17 protein-coding genes are annotated in these 18,811 nt (G+C 62.6%); 7 read left to right on the forward strand and 10 right to left on the reverse strand.

All coding sequences use genetic code 11. The features are described 5' to 3' along the window. Positions 1-18: 18 nt before the first annotated feature. Positions 19-963 carry an NAD(P)-dependent oxidoreductase gene (locus tag ACQY7R_RS17925; RefSeq protein WP_428306941.1) on the reverse strand — a complete coding sequence of 315 codons (945 nt, stop codon included), beginning with the start codon at positions 961-963 and terminating at the stop codon, positions 19-21. A gap of 310 nt (positions 964-1,273) precedes the next feature. On the opposite strand from ACQY7R_RS17925, the gene ACQY7R_RS17930 reads away from it, so the two are divergent. Together ACQY7R_RS17930 and ACQY7R_RS17935 are read left to right on the forward strand one after the other, a co-directional pair. Beyond that, positions 1,274-2,584 carry a Gfo/Idh/MocA family protein gene (locus tag ACQY7R_RS17930; protein ID WP_428306942.1) on the forward strand — a complete coding sequence of 437 codons (1,311 nt, stop codon included), beginning with the start codon at positions 1,274-1,276 and terminating at the stop codon, positions 2,582-2,584. Between the two features lie 175 nt (positions 2,585-2,759). Next, positions 2,760-3,284, forward strand: a complete 525-nt coding sequence (locus ACQY7R_RS17935; RefSeq protein ID WP_428306943.1) for a glycine cleavage system protein R — start codon at positions 2,760-2,762, stop codon at positions 3,282-3,284. Between the two features lie 67 nt (positions 3,285-3,351). On the opposite strand, the gene ACQY7R_RS17940 is transcribed toward ACQY7R_RS17935, so the two are convergent. The 4 genes from ACQY7R_RS17940 to ACQY7R_RS17955 are packed head-to-tail and all read right to left on the reverse strand — an operon-like array spanning position 3,352 to position 6,434. Further along, complete coding sequence (locus tag ACQY7R_RS17940; protein ID WP_428306944.1) at positions 3,352-5,091, reverse strand: carbon starvation CstA family protein; 1,740 nt, start codon at positions 5,089-5,091, stop codon at positions 3,352-3,354. A 22-nt stretch (positions 5,092-5,113) separates the two neighbouring features. Then, positions 5,114-5,425, reverse strand: coding sequence for a type II toxin-antitoxin system RelE/ParE family toxin (locus ACQY7R_RS17945; RefSeq protein ID WP_428306945.1), 312 nt, complete (start codon positions 5,423-5,425; stop codon positions 5,114-5,116). A gap of 5 nt (positions 5,426-5,430) precedes the next feature. Continuing rightward, a complete protein-coding gene (locus ACQY7R_RS17950; protein WP_428306946.1) occupies positions 5,431-5,688 on the reverse strand; it encodes a ribbon-helix-helix domain-containing protein in 258 nt (85 codons plus the stop codon). Between the two features lie 56 nt (positions 5,689-5,744). Continuing rightward, positions 5,745-6,434 (reverse strand): hypothetical protein, encoded by a 690-nt coding sequence (locus ACQY7R_RS17955; RefSeq protein ID WP_428306947.1) that lies wholly within the window; start codon positions 6,432-6,434, stop codon positions 5,745-5,747. Between the two features lie 200 nt (positions 6,435-6,634). Between ACQY7R_RS17955 and ACQY7R_RS17960 the strand changes: the two genes are divergently transcribed. From ACQY7R_RS17960 to ACQY7R_RS17980, 5 genes are all read left to right on the forward strand, one after another. Further along, positions 6,635-7,936, forward strand: coding sequence for a serine hydrolase domain-containing protein (locus ACQY7R_RS17960; RefSeq protein WP_428306948.1), 1,302 nt, complete (start codon positions 6,635-6,637; stop codon positions 7,934-7,936). 123 nt (positions 7,937-8,059) lie between these two features. Continuing rightward, a complete protein-coding gene (locus ACQY7R_RS17965) occupies positions 8,060-8,662 on the forward strand; it encodes a PEP-CTERM sorting domain-containing protein (RefSeq protein ID WP_428306949.1) in 603 nt (200 codons plus the stop codon). A 332-nt stretch (positions 8,663-8,994) separates the two neighbouring features. Next, on the forward strand, positions 8,995-11,160 hold the full coding sequence (locus ACQY7R_RS17970) for a PQQ-dependent sugar dehydrogenase (RefSeq protein WP_428306950.1): 2,166 nt from the start codon (positions 8,995-8,997) through the stop codon (positions 11,158-11,160). Positions 11,161-11,395: 235 nt separating this feature from the next. Then, positions 11,396-12,601 (forward strand): PEP-CTERM sorting domain-containing protein, encoded by a 1,206-nt coding sequence (locus ACQY7R_RS17975; protein ID WP_428306951.1) that lies wholly within the window; start codon positions 11,396-11,398, stop codon positions 12,599-12,601. A 214-nt stretch (positions 12,602-12,815) separates the two neighbouring features. Continuing rightward, a complete protein-coding gene (locus tag ACQY7R_RS17980) occupies positions 12,816-13,430 on the forward strand; it encodes a LysE family translocator (RefSeq protein ID WP_428306952.1) in 615 nt (204 codons plus the stop codon). Positions 13,431-13,567: 137 nt separating this feature from the next. On the opposite strand, the gene ACQY7R_RS17985 is transcribed toward ACQY7R_RS17980, so the two are convergent. The 5 genes from ACQY7R_RS17985 to ACQY7R_RS18005 all read right to left on the reverse strand — a co-directional run bounded on the left by ACQY7R_RS17985 (position 13,568) and on the right by ACQY7R_RS18005 (position 18,535). Further along, positions 13,568-14,356: a hypothetical protein gene (locus ACQY7R_RS17985; RefSeq protein WP_428306953.1), complete on the reverse strand. Its 789-nt coding sequence runs from the start codon at positions 14,354-14,356 to the stop codon at positions 13,568-13,570. A gap of 176 nt (positions 14,357-14,532) precedes the next feature. Continuing rightward, positions 14,533-15,405 (reverse strand): PEP-CTERM sorting domain-containing protein, encoded by an 873-nt coding sequence (locus tag ACQY7R_RS17990; RefSeq protein ID WP_428306954.1) that lies wholly within the window; start codon positions 15,403-15,405, stop codon positions 14,533-14,535. A 456-nt stretch (positions 15,406-15,861) separates the two neighbouring features. Further along, on the reverse strand, positions 15,862-16,665 hold the full coding sequence (locus tag ACQY7R_RS17995) for a PEP-CTERM sorting domain-containing protein (RefSeq protein ID WP_428306955.1): 804 nt from the start codon (positions 16,663-16,665) through the stop codon (positions 15,862-15,864). A gap of 172 nt (positions 16,666-16,837) precedes the next feature. Beyond that, positions 16,838-17,692, reverse strand: a complete 855-nt coding sequence (locus ACQY7R_RS18000; protein ID WP_428306956.1) for a PEP-CTERM sorting domain-containing protein — start codon at positions 17,690-17,692, stop codon at positions 16,838-16,840. Positions 17,693-17,824: 132 nt separating this feature from the next. Next, on the reverse strand, positions 17,825-18,535 hold the full coding sequence (locus tag ACQY7R_RS18005) for a PEP-CTERM sorting domain-containing protein (RefSeq protein ID WP_428306957.1): 711 nt from the start codon (positions 18,533-18,535) through the stop codon (positions 17,825-17,827). Positions 18,536-18,811 lie beyond the last annotated feature (276 nt).

The raw sequence follows: 18,811 nt of genomic DNA on the forward strand, positions 1-18,811 counted from the left end.
CGTTTCCGTCACGATAGCTCACTCGACTTCGTTCAACAACGAACTAAGCGTCTCGATCCCTCGCGTCGCAGCGCCGCTCGCCGTGGCCGGCAACAGGCCCTCTTCGATCGCGCGGATAATCACGCTGTTGTCGAGCTCGCCCAACCCATCGGCCTCGGCCCGCTCCAACAGTTGCACATGCAGCGCCGTGAGCGGCAACTCGCGGCCCCGTCGCGCCGCTTCGTCGATGATCAATCGCACATCCTTCAGATGCTGCGACAGCTTGGCCTGCGGCGCGAACTCGCCCGCCACCATTTTGGGCCCTTTATTCTCCATCGTTCGCGAACTGGCTGGGCTGTTCAGCAGCACCTCCAGCGTCCGCTCGGTCGACAGGCCCATCGACTTCGCAAAGACTAAGCCTTCAGCCAGAACAGCGCGATTGAGCCCGAGCACCAAATTGGTGACGAGCTTCATCCGTACGCCGTCCCCCCATTGGCCGACGTAGTAAGTCTTCGCGGCGATCGCATCGAGCAGATCGCGACAGGCGTCGAGCGCACGCAACGGCCCCGCAACCATCGCGGTCGTCTGCCCGCGACGGGTCTGCTCGCTGGAACCAGAAATCGGCACCTCAAGATAATCGACGCCATGCGTGGCGAGTCGCGCACCAAGCGACGCCGTTAACTGCGGATCGCCGGTCGTCGTATCGATCAGCAGCTTTCCAGGGCGGTAGGCATCTTCTAGCTGGCTCAACACCTCTTCGACGACTTCGGTCGTGTAGAGCGAGATAATGACGCGGTCGCACTCGCGAAGCGGATTCTCCGACCAACGGGCGCCACGTTCTACAAGCGGCGCCGCTTTGTCGGCCGTGCGGTTGTGGATCACCAGTTCATAGCCGGTCGCGAGCAGCCGTTCGCAAATCGCCGTGCCCATTAGCCCGAGGCCAATGAGCCCGATCGGTTTGCGGTCGCGCGGTCGATCAGCCATGGGAGGTGAACGCGGCAGCCGCGCGAGGTGAAGGATGACGCAGCGGGCGAGCCGGTGCGCGGAATGATTGAGGAGGAGCCGTGGCAGTGAGCGCCGAGCGACCTCTGCATTCTATTCCCACAGGAAGGCGCTTCAGCCTGCGCAGGGAGACATTTCCGAATCCGCAAATGCCTGTGCCAGATATGCAACTCCGCCGAGGGGGCGCTTCCGTGGCAGAACCACGCCATGCCCCCTGTTCCTTGACCCTCGGTTTTCCCACGGCTAGGGTGAACTTTCGCCCCACGGCCCCCTTTTCTGTTGAGTCGCTCGCATGGCCCTCTCAACCAGACGCTACTTTCTCGGCGCTGCTGCCGTCGGCGGAGCGGCGTTGCTGTTGCCGAGCCGTCGCTCACGAGCTGCCGGAGCGAACGATCGCGTCCGCGTCGCCATCCTTGGCGCCGGCAACCAAGGACGGCGGCATGCCGAGTCGCTCCTCACCCTGCCAAACGTCGAAATCGCCGCCGTCAGCGACGTCGACTCAGAACGGCTTGCCGCTCAGCACGCGCGAGTCGGCAATCAAGCGCAAGCGGTCGCCGACTTTCGCCGCATCCTCGACGATCGCTCCATCGACGCTGTCACGATTGTCCTGCCCGATCATTGGCACACTCCGGCCGCGCTGCTCGCTCTCGACGCAGGCAAGCATGTCTATGTAGAAAAACCTTGCTCGCACAATGTTCGCGAAGGGCGGCTGCTCGTCGGTGCCGCCGCAGCTCGCCCGCAACTTGTCGTCGCTCATGGCACGCAAGCCCGTGCGACGCCCGGCATCATCAAAGCGATCGAGATGCTCCACGCCGGCGCCATCGGCAAGGTGCTCGTTGCAAAGTGTTGGAACTACCAGCAGCGCGAGGACATCGGCCGTCAGCAACCGTCCGCTGCACCGGCGACGGTCGACTACGACGCGTGGGTCGGCCCTGCCGAGTGGCTGCCGTTCCAAGCAAACCGCTTCCACTACAACTGGCACTGGTGGCGGAACTTCGGCACGGGCGACGCCGGCAACGATGGTTGCCATGAACTCGATCTCGCCCGTTGGGGACTCGGGGTGCAAGAACATCCCGCCTCAATATCAGCCACCGGCGGCAAGTATCACTTCGACGATGACCAAGAATTCCCCGACACGCTGCAAGCAACCTTCGAATGGCCTGGCTCCGGCGGATCTGATGAACGACGAATGCTCATCTTCGAGCAAAGGCTTTGGACAACGAACTACCCGCACAACGTCGACAGCGGCGTCGAGTTCCTCGGCACGAACGGCCGGATGTTCCTCAGCAAGCGAGGGAAGTTCGAACTATACGGCCCGCGCAACGTGCGCAGTGAACGAGAACTACACGGCGCGCTCGCCGCTCGTGTCGAAGACAACCACGCCGATTGGCTGCATGCGATCCGCGAGGGAACGTCGCCGAAGGCAGGCATCGTCGCTGCGCATCAGACGGCGACGCTCGCCCACCTCGGCAACCTCTCCGCTCGGCTCGGCCGTACGCTTAGGTTCGATCCGCAAACCGAAACAATCGCAAACGACAACGAAGCGAACAACCTCCTCGCCCGCCGCTATCGCGACGGCGGCCACTGGGCCATGCCCACTTAGCCTGCAGCCAACAACGGCCCCCCACTAGCCGGACCGCCACGCGGTCCGTCGGCGCCAAGAAAAACTTCCGCGATCGCACGAGGCGCCTCCCAGAGGGCGTGGCTCTCTGGCTATTCTGGAGGTTCGGCAATCAGCCGCTAAACACTCCTCAAGCGCTCGCCCTGCAGACGCCGCCATGCCTACAACTTCGCTCGTGCTCACGATTCTCGGCCCCGACCGCCCTGGCCTCGTCGAATCAATCGCTCGACTCGTCGCCGAACATCAAGGCAATTGGCTTGAAAGCCGCATGGCTCATCTCGCCGGTCAGTTCGCCGGCATCCTCCGCGTCGAGGTTGAAGCCGACAGTGCCGATTCGCTCTCGCAAGCGCTGGCCGGCTTAGCAAAGTCAGGCCTCGAAACAGTCATCCATCCTGACCCCGCGATTGCGATCATCGCCGATCGTCCGCTGGTGGCGCTCGACCTGCTAGGCCAAGACCGACCGGGCATCGTCCGCCAGATCAGCGGCGTCCTCGCCGCGCTCGGCGTCAACGTGGAAGAGCTAAACACGGAATGCCGCGCCGCCGCGGAGACGGGCCAACCCCTGTTCCACGCCGCCGCCCAACTGCGCCTGCCTCCCGACGTGAGCGAAGCAGACCTCCGCGTCGCCCTAGAAAATGTCGCCGCCGACCTCATGGTCGAAGTCAAGCTCGCCGAAAAGTAGCCGCGGGTCAACGAGTCTTCTGGCGCGAGTACGCGACCCGCCGGAGCGCCACTCGCAACTGCGCCCCTTACGCCGCAGCTGGCGCCAACTCGCTCCCTGTCGGCGGCTCATTCGATCCCGCTAACACGCGGATCGCCTCCACCAGCATTAGCACTGCGAGGCTGAGAAGCACGAGCCCGATCCACGGCACCGGATCGCTAGGCGCCTGCCAGGCCCCTTCGCTGGATCGGAACGCCGGCACGGTCATCGTCACCAGCGCCCAGGTGCTCATCACATACATCACCACCGTGGGAATGCCGGCGACGAACCAAACCCACATCGCGCGTCGCGTCCGCCAGAGCCACACCGTCACGCCGAGCAGCGTCAACGCGGCGAGCAACTGGTTGCTCGCACCGAATAGATTCCAAAACAGCTGCCACACCGGCACCTTCGCATCCGAGGGGTGCCTCAGCATGAAGAAGAGCGGCACGCCAGCGGTGACCGCCGTCCCGAAGATCCGTCCGCCCCGGCCGTGCCAGCCAGTGAGCTCTTGCAAGACGAATCGTCCCAACCGCGTGCAAACGTCGAGCGTGTCGTACACGAACGTCGTGAACGCCATCAGCGCGAAGGTGACGCCAATCGCTTTCGAAACATGCACGACGTCGAGAAACTTGCCGATGCCGTGCGCGTAAATTTGGTTCGGCTTACCAGCCAGCTCGGGCGAGCCTTCGGCGAACATCATCACGCAACAAAGCGAGACGACGGCGACCATTCCTTCCAGCAACATCGAGCCGTAGGCGACCGGCTTGGCGTCCATTTCATTGCGTAGTTGCTTCGACGTCGTGCCACTGGCGATCAGCGAATGGAAACCTGAGCAAGCGCCGCACGCGATCGTGATGAACAACAGCGGCACGAGCGCGGCCGTCCCGCCCGTTGCCGTGGCGACTTCCCAACCACGGAACGCAGGATACTCCGTGCGGACATTGCCGAACGCTAGGCCGAGCGCCCCGGCCCCGAGCGCTGCATACAAAAAGTACCCGCCGAGTTGCCCCCGCGGCTGCAGTAGCAGCCACACCGGCAACACGCCAGCGACGAGGCAGTAGGCCAGCAAAATGGTGCTCCACAGCTTCACCGCCGAGCCATCACTCCAGCCCGTGATCGCGGCAAGGTCGAGCGGCACGTTCGGCCCAAACACGATCGCGAGCACTACCATCGGCAAGAAGACGCAGAGCGCGAGCCATGACGGCATCCCGGCGTACCGCATCGCGAGGCCCATCACGAGCGTGATGCCCAGATAAATCAACGATGCCGAAGCAATCGCCCCGCCGCCGATGCCGCCGTTCTCCGCGAGCGGGGCCCCCACGAACGACGCCGCCGTCACGCCGGTGAACGCGACGATGATGTAGACGAGCGCGATCCAGATGAACGCCAAGAACATCAGGTACGAACGACGCGTCATGTAGAGCCGCACCACCTCGGCGATCGAGGTCGCCCGATGGCGAATCGACGCTACCAATGAAGTGATGTCTTGCACGCCGCCGACGAAGATTGAACCGATCAGAATCCATAGGAGCGCCGGCAGCCAGCCGAACATCAGCCCGGCGAGAATCGGCCCCACGATCGGTCCTGCGGCCGCGATCGCGGAGAAATGTTGCGGCAACAACTCCGCCGCGGAGATCGGCTCAAAGTCGATCCCGTCGCGCTGCTCCACTGCCGGTACCGGCGCCTTCGCATCGAGACGCAGCAGCTTGCCGAGCAATCGGCCGTAGGTGACGTAGGCAATGCCCAGCACGGCGGCGCTGGGGAGGACGATCCAGAGGAGATTCATGAGTGAGAAGCCTAACGTTCGACTATTCGCCGACCTTCCAATTTAAGTAGTCTTGGCTACCGTCGGCGATGCGAAGCACAACGACGCCCTCGGCGTCGTATCGAAAGATAATGACCCAACGCTTGTGCGAAAGCAACCTCACGCCTCCGCCCAGTCGCGGAGCCGCTGTTCCCTCACTCGCGATCGGCGCTAATTCCGCAATCCTATCGCACCGCTGAATCAACTCGCGGAGAATCCGCTCGGCGACAACCGGTCGCTCTTCTTCCATCGCGATGTGGAAGACAATCTCCTCGAGGTCTCGTTCAGCAGCAAATGTGCGTCGAGCCTGGAGCATACTCGTTAGGTCCGTGAGCGAACCTGTTCGACGCGAGCCATCACCGCCCGCATCGTCGCCTCCGCATCGAAGCATCCGACGCGACCAGCCGTCACGTCCTCTTCCGCCTCGCGCACCATTTCACGTAAGCGCTGCAACGACTGTTGGCGTCGCTCAAGCGCATCGAGGGCCTCGCGCAGCACGTCATCGGCGGTCGGGAACTCGCCCGTAGCCAATTGAGCTTGGACTCGCGCGTCGACGTCGGCTGGTAGTTGATTCGCCATGGATAATTCTCCACCAGCAATTCTACCACGCCCGCTGGAGATTCAGCAAACGCCCTCTACGCTGCGGCCGCCGCTCCCAAGTCCGCCAACATCGCCGCCAAACAGCGCGTACTTTTCCCCCAGTCGAACATCTGCCCCGGGATCTCGGTCGCCGCTTCGATACAGCTGCCTCCGGCAATCCGCGTCACGCTGACGACCACGTCGCCCTCAAGCGCGAACAGATCAGACGGCAACGCCGCCCGCACAATGCAGCCATCGGAAAGCTGGTGCACGTCACGCAGCGTGCGCCCTTCCTTGGCAAGCGAGCACAAGAGCCGCACCAGCATCTCGCCGACTGGTACGACGTAGGCGCCGCTCAGCGACTTGCCAGTCTTCACGCCCAGCTTCGCGTACGTCGACTGCGCGACGCCAGCAATCGTCGACATCGACAGCGGCAACGGCACGCCCGCGAGCTTGCCGAGCGCTTTGCCGTAAAGATCAAGAATCTCTTCGCCGGTCATCCGCTTCTTTGATTGAGCTGACGCCCGCGCGATGCGATCACGCACGGCGGGAATCGCGATCAGCGTCTCGTAGTCGATGACGTCCGACCAATCGATCGTGAGGACGACGGTCGCGTCGTAGTCGTTCGACGCCGGCAGGGAACCGTCGTTCGCCCCCGCTTGGCCGACCGCAGCCGTCGCCAACCGCTGGCCGCACCCCGTGCAGAATTTTCCCGTCCCCTTCGTCCCGCATTCCGCGCAATACATGGGTGGCGTCCTGTCGCGAGGTAAAATCCGAGCCGTGCTAGCAACCGGCTTGCAGCTGCACGATCCCACCTCTCCTATCGGCGCCAAGACTGCTAAAACTTCCACCACTGCCCTGGTTTCGACCGCCGTGGCCGCCGCGAACTGGAAGTTCCCCGCTGCTGTGCGATGATGAAGTTCCCACCCGCCACGCATCCTGCCGTATGATTCCGCACCCATTGCCACGCCTGCTCGCCGTTTGCATCGCCACACTGGCAGCAATGCTGCGCGCTCCCCAGGCAAACGCCGCTTACGATTTCAGTGAACTGACGGCGCTCGCCAACGGCGCCCTCGCGGGACAAAACGTCGGCACGCCCGTTTCTGGCTTCGAAATCCGCCTGCTGAAACATGGCATCCCCATCTACCACCAGGTCTTCGGCGGCTGGTCGCTCAATCGCCCCGCCAACGTCGATAGCAGCACGAAAACGCTCAGCGGCGCCCTGCTGATGTCGATTGCCGATTCGGGCAATGGAGGCTTCTCGCTCGACAGCCATCTCGCCGACTTCCTCCCCGAGTACAACGCCCCCGGCTTTCGCGACATCACCATCCGCCAAGCCTTCTCACACACCTCCGGCATCGCCGGCGATGAGCAGGCGCTTGTCCTCTACCAGAAGAACATCACGCTCCGGCAGGCCGCGGCGATCATCAAGCAGACGCCGCTCGCGTTCACTCCGGGCAGCACGTTTTCATACGGCGGCCTCTCGATGCAAGCCGCCGGCGCCGCCGCGGAGGTCGCCACCGGCGAGCGCTACATCGATCTCTTCGCCGAGCGCATCGCCGAGCCGCTCGGCATGACGAATACTTCGTTCGTCATCGCGAGCGATACCAACCCGCGCGTCGCGGGCGGCGTCGAGTCGACCGCCAGCGACTACAGCCGCTTCATGGACATGCTTGCCAACGACGGCGTCGATCGCGCGACCGGCGTCCGCATCCTGTCGTCGGCCGCGGTGAACGAGATGCTCACCCGCCAAACAACTGACTCCCAACCGACCAACAACTCCCCCGCCGACAACAATTACTACGGCGTCGGCATCTGGGTCAATCAACTCGTCCAAGCCGGGCCGCCGGTCGAAGCGATGGCTGCCGGGGCCCGCGGCTTTCACAGTTGGATCGATCAGAAGAACGACCTCGTCTTCACGTTCGCTACCGACCTGAGCCACTTCGCCAACGTCGAAGTCCTGTCGTCGATGATGCACGCCGCGATTCTCGACACCGTCCCGGCCGCCGATTTCGACCTCAACGGCACGGTCGATGGCGACGATCTCGCGATCTGGCAAACGGCGTTCGGCGCGACCCGCGCGGGCGACGCCAATGCCGACGGCGTTACCGATGGCGCCGACTTCCTTATCTGGCAGCATGAATATGTGAACGCCGCCAGCATGCCGAGCAGCGTCTCGATTCCTGAACCAACAGGCATCCCGCTGACGATCTTCGCGATGGCGCCGTTCGTCCGCCGCCGCCGTTGACTCAATAACGGCCGGTATGCGGTCATTGCGCTGCGGAAAAGAATTGCCCCCCAGCCACGCCCCATCTAAGCTGGGAACTCGCCCCACCACCTTCCCGCAGGATTTCTTATCTGGAGTCGTCTCATGCAGCGTTCGAGCGTCGCGGCACTGGCCCTCATGGTCGCGTTGACCAGCGTCAACGTTTCACATGCCACGAAGTTTGCAGTCCTGCTCGGATCGCCCCAGGGATCGGCCGTCATCGCTCCCAATCCCCTCTACACCTCCAACGAGCCCGAGGTCAATCCGCTCTTCCATCACGATATTCCCGAACTCGGTTTCTCCCCAACCGAACTCTGGCAAGGCGCCCCGGCCACGCTCGAGGTCCTCTTCACCGACAGCCTCCCCGACGATCTCCCGCCCGCCCCGAAAGGCGCCCTCGTCTTCGGCGTCTCGCTCATCGATCAAGCGACCGGCAACGCGATTCACAAATTGCGGACGCCAGTAACGATCGCCGTCGAGTTCGACAGGCCAGCCGACCCGAGCAGTTTCGTCTTCGGTTCGCTCAACGAATCGACCGGCGTCTGGGGCGAGTTCCAGAAAGGAAAGCCGAAGCAAGGGAGCACCAGCTCGGTTTGCGGCACGACCGATCATTTCAGTTTCTTCTACATCGCCGCCGTGCCGGAGCCGTCGACGTTGACGCTCGCTCTAGCGGCGGGAGCGTTGGGCGTCGTGCGACGCCGGCGGTAATCGATCGCCGACCGCACCTTTCTCCAACACGCATGACCCTTAGCCCTCGGTTCTTCAAACCGGGGGCTATTCGTAATGCCACAACTTTTCGCTGCGCGCATCCCTCCATTTCGAGAAAGCAAGGTTGGCGTCGAAGGAGACTCAAACGAAATTGAGAGCCGCTCTTCGTAAATGCTAACCCAGGAGCGTCCTATCTCATTGACCGCCCTTTTCGTGCCTTCCATGCTGGAGAGATGTTTAACGTCACCTGTAATTCGACGCGACGGGCTTGATTGATGCGGAAGCCGTTTCTCCTCTCGCTAGTCATTCTAATCGGCGCATGGAATGCGCCGATGCACGCCGCGGAACCCTCTCTCTCTGCCGCTGACGAGCAAGCACGCCGAGAGTACGCCGAATATGCGCTGGCTCATCAGGGCGACGTCACGCGCGGCAAGCTCGTCTTCGAACGATCGGCCGGCCCCAACTGCGCGAAGTGCCATACTGTCGACGGCAATCGCCGCTTCGCCGGTCCCGATCTGAGCAGCATTGGCGACAAGTTCGAACTCCCTGATCTGATCCGCTCGATCCTCGAGCCCTCGGCAACGATCGCGATCGGCTACGGCAACACGATCGTTCAAACGGATGCGGGAACAACGCACGCCGGGGTGATGCAACGCGTCACGGCCGAATGGCTCGAACTGCTCGACGAGAACAGTCGCCCCGTCCGCATTCCCGCGTCCGAGGTCGTCGCGACGCAAGAGAGCGACGTTTCGTTGATGCCCGCCGGGCTTGAGAAGTCGATGACTCGCGACGAGTTCGTCGACCTCCTCGCCTACCTGCAATCACTTCGCCAGGAACTCGGCGCCTCAGCTTCGCCGTCGACGCCCAACGAAATACCTCCGTGCGCGGAACCAGTGCAATTCGTGCCACTATTCGACGCGAGCCTTCGCTTCGATCACCCTGTTTGGATCGGCCGCTTTCCCGGGAGTGATCGTCGTTACGTCGTCCTCGAACATGCCGGCATGAGTTGGATCGTCGAGAAAACGTCCACCGGCGACCGACGCACGCCGCTGCTTGATCTCACCCGCGTCGTCCGTCGCGGCGGAGCGACAGGCCTGCTCGGCTTCGCCTTTCATCCTAAGTTCAACGAGAATCGGCGGTACTTCTTGAAGTACCATGTCGTCGAAGCAGGACAAATTTCCACGATCGTGGAAGAGCGATCGTTCGCACCAGACTTTCAGCGAGATTCTGGCCAGCCTCCGCGCCAGCTGTTGAAGATTCCTAGCGTCACCCAAGATCACAACGGCGGCAGCATCGTCTTCGGCCCCGACGGTTACCTCTACATCGGCACGGGCGACACCGGCCCGCAACGCGATCCGCGCGGGCACGGCCAGGACCTCGGCTCGCTACTCGGCAAGATGCTGCGCATCGACGTCGATCAAACCGAAGCCGACAAGCCATACGCCATCCCCGTTGATAATCCATTCGTCGACGTCGACGGCGTCCGGCCGGAAATCTGGGCCTACGGCTTTCGCGAACCGTGGCGCTATAGCTTCGACCGCCAGACGAACGACCTTTGGGTCGGCGACGTCGGGCAAGATCGTTTCGAAGAAGTGACGCTCGCCCGTGTCGGCGAGAACCATGGCTGGAATGTCTTCGAAGGAGCGACGCCTTTCTCCGACGAATACCGCCGCGAGAACGAACGCTTCGTCCCGCCCGTTCTCAGCTACCCGCGCCGTCTCGGCGTTTCAGTCACAGGAGGTTACGTCTATCGCGGCGCGCGGGCTCCGGCGCTGATCGGCCGATACGTCTTCGGTGATTTCGAATCTCGACGACTCTGGGCGTTGCTTCCTGAAGGACGCAGTACGAAGGAGATCGTCGAAATTGGCCGATCGCCGACGCGGATCGTTTCATTTGCTGAAGATGTGGGCGGCGAGTTGCTGATGGTCGGCTTCGACGATGGCGTCATCTATCGCCTCGATTTCGACCAAGTCGATTTGACCCCGCTGGAAACGCGCACCATCGCCGCAACTGCCGAGCAGAGCCCCGTCCTATGGCGGTACTCGCTCGAATCGCCTTCGGAAAACTGGACCGCCGATTCGTTCGACGACTCCAATTGGTCGCTGGCGCCAGGTGGCTTCGGCACGACCGGCACGCCGGGAGCAATCGTGCGGACAGACTGGCACGCTCGCGACATTTGGCTACGCCGTTCTTTCGACCTCCCGACCGCGCCGTCTGCGACGGCGAAGTTTGACGACAGGGAATTCGCCCTGCGGATCCATCACGACGAAGACGCCGAGATCTACCTCAACGGCGTGGAGATCGCTCGCCTGCCGCGCTGGACGAGCGGATACGTCGAAATCCCCCTGACCGCCGAGGCAATTTCGTCCCTCCGAGCCGGGCGAAACGTCTTGGCGATTCACTGCCGGCAGAACAACGGCGGGCAATATATCGACGCGGGAATCGTCGAATACGTCCGCCCCGCTAAGCGCGAGCCAGTTTCGGCCATTACGGAATAGCTGCACTTAGCGGCTCACTTCCGCTGCCCGGCGCCGCCCCTGTTTTCTCACAATCCTCTGAGATCCCCAGGCGGCCTTCGACATTTTTGAGGGCGAATTTGTTAGTCCGGAATTTGGTTAATTTGTTGTAAGTCCAGAGTCCATCCTCTATCCTCTTACTCAGATTCGCACCTCCCGTGGCAAGTTTGCCGGCGACCAACGCCCGGCAAGCACTCATCTTCGAAAGGGCTGGTTAATGAGTCGCAGATGGTCTTCTTTTGTGTTGGGCGTCGCAGTAACGGCGCTACTCGCCGTTGATGCGGTCGCAGCCAACATCCTCTCGCCAAGTGATTTTATTATCGCCATCGACGGCGATCGTAACCTGCCGGGTAATACGAATACCGGCAACGAAGGCCCTGAGAAAGTCTTCGACGAAAACAACACGACGAAGTGGTTTAGCGGCGCTCGAGCCTTCTCGGGGCTCATCGTCACGCCGGCTGGCGGCCCCGCCATTGTCCAGAGCTTGAGCTTTACCTCAGGCAACGATTCCCCAGAGCGCAGCCCCGTCTCTTTCCAACTGTTTGGCACGAACGCCGCGATCACCTCCGTCAACAACGGAACGGGCCTCGAAAATTCGTGGACCCTAGTCGGCAGCGGCAGCACCGGCTTAGGCGACCCAACGTCGCCGGCGATCGCCTTCAACACCACCGGCGCAACGATCGACGTTCCAAACGCGACCGCCTACGCCTCCTACAAGCTCCTCTTCACCAAACTTCGCTCAGCGGGCACGGGCGCGTTCGATCCGGTGACGCTCGCCAACGCCGCAAACCCGAATGGCATCCAATTGAGTGAAGCGCGCCTCTTCAACGCGCCGGCGGGCGGAGGCGTGAACGTCGCCGCCAACCCGACCGCCGCAGTGATCGCCATCGACCAAACCGACAGCTTCTTTCCTCCGACCGAACGCCCCGTCGAAGCGATTGACGGTGCGAAGACCGCCGGCAGCAAGTACCTGAACTTCGGCCGCGAGGGTTCGGGGCTGATCATTACCCCTGCGATCGGTTCGTCAGTCGTCAAAAGCTTCCAGCTGACGACCGCCAACGATACACCGGCCCGCGACCCCGCCTCGTACATTTTGTACGGCACCAACTCGCCGATCACGAGCCTGGAAAACTCCGAAGGAACTGCCGAAACATGGACGCAGATCGCGCTAGGGGGCATCACGTTGCCCGGCGATCCCGCGATTAATAATGATCAGCGAAACATTGAAGGCCCGATCATCGGCTTCGCGAATTCAACTGCGTACACGTCGTACAAAATTGTCTTCCCGACCGTGAAGGGAACGGCGAACTCCGTTCAATTCTCGGAGTTGCAATTCTTCACGACGCCCGTCCCCGAGCCAACCGCGCTCAGCCTGCTCGGCTTGGCCGCTGCCGGCGTCTTGAGCCGTCGGCGCCGCGCCTAGTTGCAACAGTTTTCTGAAGTTAAAAACGAATGCGGGCGATCCAATGGATCGCCCGCATTTTTTTTTGCCATCCGCGACGGCGTCGTGGACTGAAACACGCTGCGGCAACTACGTACCCTGCCAGCCTGAACCTCCGGGCGTCGCCGCGCGTCCCTGCGCGTATCGCCGTCAACCGGCTTCATACCGCACCTCCCCGCCCGCGCCCAAATCCCCAATGGCCGAACCGTCGACGCTGCTAAGCTACCTGTTCGTGATGTCAATCACGCCGGGCCCAAACAACCTGATGCTCACCGCGTCGGGCGTCAATTTCGGCGTCCGGCGCTCGGTTCCGCATATGCTCGGCATATGCTTCGGCAACGCCATTCAGGTACTGCTGACCGCGGCGCTGCTTGCCACAATCTCCGCCTGGATCGGCGAGCTGCGTTGGGTCATGGCGATGGTCGGCTGCAGTTACCTGCTTTGGCTCGCTTACAAGATCGGCCAAGCCGGTGCTCCCGAGCGTCGCGACTTGGCTCGACCGCTCAACTTCTGGGGCGCCGCGCTCTTCCAGGCGGTGAACCCGAAGGCGTGGGTGATGGTGATCAACACGGCAATCTTGTTCATGCCGCGCGACGGACGAATAGCCGCCGCGGTCGGTATCGCCACGGTTAGCGCTGCAGTGGCGCTCCCTTGCGTCGCTACTTGGGCCTGGGGCGGCGAGCGACTTCGTCAACTGCTGCAACGCCCCGCGGCGCTACATGCGTTCAACCTCACGATGGCCACGCTACTCGCCGCTACCGCCGTGTGGCTGCTGGTCGACGAATATCACATTCGCTTCGGGGCAAGCTAAAACTTTTGTCTGATCGCGCTACCAACGAAAACTGCCCGCCCTCCGTCCGGCGAACCGGAAAGAGGACGGGCAGAACAGGAGACTCACTCAGCGAGCTCGCCTTGGCAGGAATCGGCTAACTCGCAGCGATTGCTTACTTAACGCAGCACACCGCCAGTTGGTTCACGCACTCCAACGACGGCGAGCAGCCAGGAGACCAACGCAGGCGACGCCGGCCATTGCAGCAGTCGCGGTTCCGGCACCGTCTGCACGAAGATATTCGTCGCGGCGATGTCGGCGCCACGCACAGGAATGATCCCGAAGAAAGCGAGTTCCGATACCGTGAGACGAATCTCGTACTCGCCGACCACGTCGGGATCGTAGCCAGTCGGTCCGATCGGCGGCGCCAAGAACCACGAAGAGAAACCGAGGTTTGCCGAGTCGCTCACCACCCATGGCGTCACGTTGTTCGACCAGGCGCCCGAACCAGGGTTCGCGTAGAAGTTCGGAGCCAAGCTCGACACGGGACCAGCCACGGTCTTGAAGCTTGCCGAGCCAGGGGTCGGATCGAAGTCGACTTCCAGCGTCAGCCAGTAGTCGGTCAGTGAGAAGAAATTCGGATCAGCGGCGCCATCTTCCGGCGTGAACTGATAATCAAACGACCAGGCGGGGTTCACGTTGTCGGCGGCCAGCCCGGTCGGCACGTAGTAGACGTTGCCGCTCTGCGAGAGGGGTTGCCCGGTATCGCGAAGGCGACCTTTGAGGGCAATCGTATCGCCCGTGTTCGCCGTCACCGAGGTGAAGTTGTCAGCCGGAATGCCCGAGCCTGCGATGAACGTGCCGTTGGCTTTGCTAGGCGAGACGAGCGCGGCGGCGGCGGGAACGGCCAGAAGGAAAATCGCCGCGAAGGCGAGCAAAGTGGAGCGAAGGCAAACGGTGCGATTCATGAGCGTTCTTTGCGGAGAGCCGTCGACTAGGACGGTGCGAGGCGGGATTGATTGGGGGGCTTGTTGAGAGGATCGCGATCGCTACGGCAACGGTACGATCGCGGCAGTCGGCGTCTCCGCCTTCCGCTCGGCCATCAGCCAAGCGGAAGGCAGCGAGCCAGGAGATAGCCCGTCGACTACGCGTTGCCGCGTTGACGACGTCGCACCACGAATAAACTGAGAGCAGCGGCGCCGGCCAAGCCGAGGCTCGCCGGTTCGGGGACGACCGCCGACTGAATGTTGTCGATGGCGACCGAATTCGCGTAACCAGCTTCGCCGTTCAGATGGAAGAAGTACTCGCCCGTGGTAGCGCTCGGTTCGTTGGCGAGCAAGAAGGTGTGGTTCGAGATCTTTTCGATGCCGTCGACGAAGGCCTTCACTTTACCCGTCGTGTAATCGGCTTCGATCGCCACGTTGTACGTCGTCCCTTCGACGTAGTTGAAGAAGTCGACGAGCGTGGTGTTGTCGGCCGAGCGGAGGGCGAACACGCCGCCCGTTTCGCTTGTCGGAGCGGCGGCAAAGCGGAACGACTGCTGCGAACCGCTGTTCGTGAAAGCATTCATGCCGAGGATAATGCCAGCCGACCCGCCGCCAGCCAGTAGCTTCGGCTGGGTGAGCGCCACCGTCGGGGCCGCGAGGATGTTGACGTCGAACGACATCCGAATCTTTTGGCCAACGGCGCCGAAGCCGTTGTTGTCGATCCACAGCGCGCCAAGCTCCGCGTTCGCGGGATTGGTGGTCATGATCGCCCCTTGGGCCATGCCCGGGGCGCTGCCGACCACGATCGTGCCGCTAGCAGCGGTTGGCGGGCTGTCGGAGGTCGTTGCCGTGTACCCGCCGATCGCCGAGGGCTTCGTCATCGGGTTGCCCGGAGCGCTCACGCTCGGGGCCGATCCAGCCGCATCGCCTTCGAAGTCGATGTTCATGAACGGTGCGGCCGAAGCCAGCGCGGGGGCCATGCCGATGGCGACGAGCAGAGCGGCGAGGCGCGAGAAGCGAGTGATGGTCATGAGCGTGTTCCTGATTGAACCCGTAGTTTGTGGTGCGAAACGGGCTGGTTGTGGCTTAGATAAAAACTAGGAATGTGATCTCGAATGAGGGGTGTCGTGGGGCGTCGTAGCCGGCGTCTCCGCCTCTCGCCCAGTGATCAGCTGAGCGAGAGGCAGCGAGCCAGGAGAAGGCCCGTCGGCAGACCACACACAAAGTCGCCGACGTCGCACCACGAAAATCTGCTGAGTCCCTGCGGCCAAGCCCGACGGGCGTTGGCGTCGCGGGGAGTGAAGGTTGATTCGTTGCCGCGTGTGTTGTAGAGAGAGCCGTTTAACGGCCAGTGAGCAGAGTGCCTGGATCGAACTGCTCGTTGAAACCAACTGATTCGACTTAAATTCCGAGAGAGGCGTTACTCGCTGCTTCGTCTCCCGCCTGGCGAACCAGACGGGAGACGACTCGCAGCTCGTTTCAATCAACTAGGCGTTGCGACGGCGGCGAGCAGCCGAGAGCAAGCCCAGGCCAGCCACCCCGGCGAGAGCGACCGTGGTCGGCTCCGGCACGGCTTGGGCGATGCCATTGCCGACGACGTAGCCTTCCATCCCGCTGATGTAGTTGGTCAGCGTGTCGCCGAAAACCCAGTTCACACCGTAGGCGACGTTCGTAACGTCTTGACGCGGGGCGCCGGTGCCGATGCCGTTGCCGCCGGCGATGTATGACGGGCTCGGGGCGCCAATCGTCAGGTTCGCGAGGTCGCCGAAGGTCAGCGGGCCATTGATGCCGACCAAGTTGTGAACCCACGTGTTCGTCGAGTTAAAACCGCCGTTCGGGGTTTCGTAGACTTGGACGCGCTTGTCGGCCAGGTCAGCGAAGTCGAGGCTGTACGACTTAGTGCCGTTGCCGTTGTCGATGAACAGCGGCTGGAAGTCGGGGTTCGACGGTTCGTTGGCGAGCACGGCGAAGTTCGTGCCGTCGGTCACCCAGATGTTGAGGTACGGGCCGACGGCCGGGCCCGAGCCAGCGGTGAAGCGGGTGGTGTCGTCGAACCGAGTGACGCCGAGGTTCGTGATCTGGCCGATCTTGGCGCCGTTGATGTCGTTGCTGCCGTAGGCGGCCTTCTGGCCTGCCGATTGGATGACGAATTCCGTGTTGGCGCCAATCGGGTTGATCGTCGGGTTGTTTCGAATCTGGAAGCCCGTGAAGGCGGCTTGAGCGGAGGCCCCGCAAACTGCAACAGCGGCAGCGACGGTCAGACAAGCGAAACGAATCTTAGAAACGGACACTAGCTTTCTCCTTGGAAGATCGACGACCCGCAGTTCGTGGTGCGAAGCGAGTCGCGATTATTTTCTTGTTGATGAACGTGTAGATGAACGAGCGAATGATCAGCGAACCGCGTTCGACTAGCCTCCCCGTCCGCAGGCCGCGGACGGGGAGAGCCGGTCGACAGGAGACTCGTTAGGCCTTGCAAGCCCGGCGACGCAGGGCGAGGCCAGCCACGCCGGCGAGTGCGGCCATGCCGATGCTGGCCGGCTCGGGCACAGCTTGGAAGTTCCAGGTCTGGCCGCCGCCGAGGGCGGTGTAGGAGATGCCGTCGAAGTAGCTCACTTCACCCGGGTTGTAGGTACCTTCGCCGATGCCGAGGGCGACGACGCGAGCCGTGGCGAAATCGGTCGGATCGCTCGTTTGGAAGGCAGCGACCCATTCGGTGAGCGAGCGAAGCGGGGGACCGCCGGCGCCGCTGCCGATTTCGAAGCCGCCCGACCACCACCAACCGCCGTTGGCATCATTGCCGCCGCCATCGGTCGGCGAGATCGAGACTGCTTGCCACGCATCGGCCGTCGGGGTCGGGCCGTTCCAGTAGGGCTCGTAAATCAGCGTGCCGTAGTTGTCGCCCGTACCCGCGGTCGAGTTGACGATCAGCTTCAGAGCGGGAGCGGCCGAAGCGTTCAGCGGATTGGCAGTCTTGTAGTAGTTGTAAGCCAGCTGAACGTTGCCGAGGAACGATGCCGCATCGCCGAAGTCAGCGTAGGTGTAGGCTTCGGCACGAGCGCTGTTGTCGTTCGGGGTAACGATCTTGCCGGCGCCGGTCGGCAGCGGCTGAGCCGATTCCAGATTGCCGCCCGCACCCGTCAGGTCGACGATGCCGATCGTGGCCCCGCCTTGCACGCCGCTTTCATACCACGAACCGACGACCGGACTCGGCGTCGCCGGGAGAATCTGAGTGACGACCGCAGCCAAGCCGACGTTCGCCGAGAAGGCACAAGCAGTGCCAAGAAGAATTGCCTTGAAACCGAATCTCGTGATGGACATTAGCGTTTCTCCGCCTAAAAAATGACTGAATGTGTGTGTGTGTGTGTGTGTGAAAACTCGAATCTCAAAACTTGATCTGAAGCAGTCGGCCGCCGCTCGCCACAGCGAGCGGCGGCCTCCCATTGAATCCAGCTAGCTCGCCCGACGCTTGCGGGTGGCTACGAGGGCCCCCATGATGCCGGCCGCAGCGAGGCCGATCGTCGCCGGCTCCGGCACCACGGCCACTTGGCCCAAGCGGTCGCTGCCGTAGCTCGCCCCGCCGGCGACGCTGTAGCCGAACGACTGGCTCAATCGCAGTTGCACGGCGGTCGTCGGAACTGCCGGGGCCGGCGACAGGCCGAGCGAGTTCGACGTGAAGACTGCCCACGGCGCCGCGAATTCAAGGACGCCAGGAGTCGAAGGGGTGCCGGGGGTCACTGAGTAGTGAATGTCGGCCGAGCCAGGCGTGTAGGGGTAGTTGCCTGGCACGCCCGGAACGAAGGCGTTTTGGTTCGTCACTTCGAAGCCGATGTTCGAACCAGTCAGCGTGGTGCTGAAGTAGAGGTTGGCGAAGTCGAGACCGCCGGTGTAGGTGTTGCCGGTCGTCGTGATGCCGACGTAGAAGTAGCTGTTGTCGCCGCGGGTGTAGATGTCGTACGCGGTGGTGGCGTTCTCGTTGGTCGGCGTGCCGAAGTTGCCAAGCGGAGCCGACGGATTGTACAAGACGCTCTTCACGGTCGCCCCGGCCCATTCGGCGCCGAGCGTGCCGTCGACGCTTACCGGAGCGGCATTGGCGCTCCCGACAAGCATCGTGGCCGCGACGCCACAGGCGCCCAGAGCGGCCCAAAACTTAGAAACAGACATTAGCGATCTCCTGTTGATTGCCCACATCGACGTTGCGTCTTGTGGTGCGACTCTAACTCTTTGGTCCCGCATTTCGTGGTGCGATGAGCAGGACCGACCCGTAACACATGCGATGCACGACTAGGCTTTGATCTGGTGCATTGCGCCGCGAACTCTGCGTACAGAACTCGCGGTGAAACGCTCCCTTCGCAGGAACCGTGGCCCCTGCTGCGGCGCCTTGAGGAGTTGGCGCCGCAGCAGGCACGGTAAGGGTCGAATGATCCGGATCGATGATCC

The sequence above is a fragment of the Lacipirellula sp. genome, assembly GCF_965279485.1.
In the GTDB taxonomy this organism is placed as follows: domain Bacteria; phylum Planctomycetota; class Planctomycetia; order Pirellulales; family Lacipirellulaceae; genus Lacipirellula.

Bases quoted from the DNA above. Each gene is read 5' to 3' on its own strand.
- ACQY7R_RS17925 (WP_428306941.1), bottom strand. From the start codon at position 963: ATGGCTGATCGACCGCGCGACCGCAAACCGATCGGGCTCATTGGCCTC.
- ACQY7R_RS17930 (WP_428306942.1), top strand. From the start codon at position 1,274: ATGGCCCTCTCAACCAGACGCTACTTTCTCGGCGCTGCTGCCGTCGGC.
- ACQY7R_RS17935 (WP_428306943.1), top strand. From the start codon at position 2,760: ATGCCTACAACTTCGCTCGTGCTCACGATTCTCGGCCCCGACCGCCCT.
- ACQY7R_RS17940 (WP_428306944.1), bottom strand. From the start codon at position 5,091: ATGAATCTCCTCTGGATCGTCCTCCCCAGCGCCGCCGTGCTGGGCATT.
- ACQY7R_RS17945 (WP_428306945.1), bottom strand. From the start codon at position 5,425: ATGCTCCAGGCTCGACGCACATTTGCTGCTGAACGAGACCTCGAGGAG.
- ACQY7R_RS17950 (WP_428306946.1), bottom strand. From the start codon at position 5,688: ATGGCGAATCAACTACCAGCCGACGTCGACGCGCGAGTCCAAGCTCAA.
- ACQY7R_RS17955 (WP_428306947.1), bottom strand. From the start codon at position 6,434: ATGTATTGCGCGGAATGCGGGACGAAGGGGACGGGAAAATTCTGCACG.
- ACQY7R_RS17960 (WP_428306948.1), top strand. From the start codon at position 6,635: ATGATTCCGCACCCATTGCCACGCCTGCTCGCCGTTTGCATCGCCACA.
- ACQY7R_RS17965 (WP_428306949.1), top strand. From the start codon at position 8,060: ATGCAGCGTTCGAGCGTCGCGGCACTGGCCCTCATGGTCGCGTTGACC.
- ACQY7R_RS17970 (WP_428306950.1), top strand. From the start codon at position 8,995: ATGCACGCCGCGGAACCCTCTCTCTCTGCCGCTGACGAGCAAGCACGC.
- ACQY7R_RS17975 (WP_428306951.1), top strand. From the start codon at position 11,396: ATGAGTCGCAGATGGTCTTCTTTTGTGTTGGGCGTCGCAGTAACGGCG.
- ACQY7R_RS17980 (WP_428306952.1), top strand. From the start codon at position 12,816: ATGGCCGAACCGTCGACGCTGCTAAGCTACCTGTTCGTGATGTCAATC.
- ACQY7R_RS17985 (WP_428306953.1), bottom strand. From the start codon at position 14,356: ATGAATCGCACCGTTTGCCTTCGCTCCACTTTGCTCGCCTTCGCGGCG.
- ACQY7R_RS17990 (WP_428306954.1), bottom strand. From the start codon at position 15,405: ATGACCATCACTCGCTTCTCGCGCCTCGCCGCTCTGCTCGTCGCCATC.
- ACQY7R_RS18000 (WP_428306956.1), bottom strand. From the start codon at position 17,692: ATGTCCATCACGAGATTCGGTTTCAAGGCAATTCTTCTTGGCACTGCT.
- ACQY7R_RS18005 (WP_428306957.1), bottom strand. From the start codon at position 18,535: ATGTCTGTTTCTAAGTTTTGGGCCGCTCTGGGCGCCTGTGGCGTCGCG.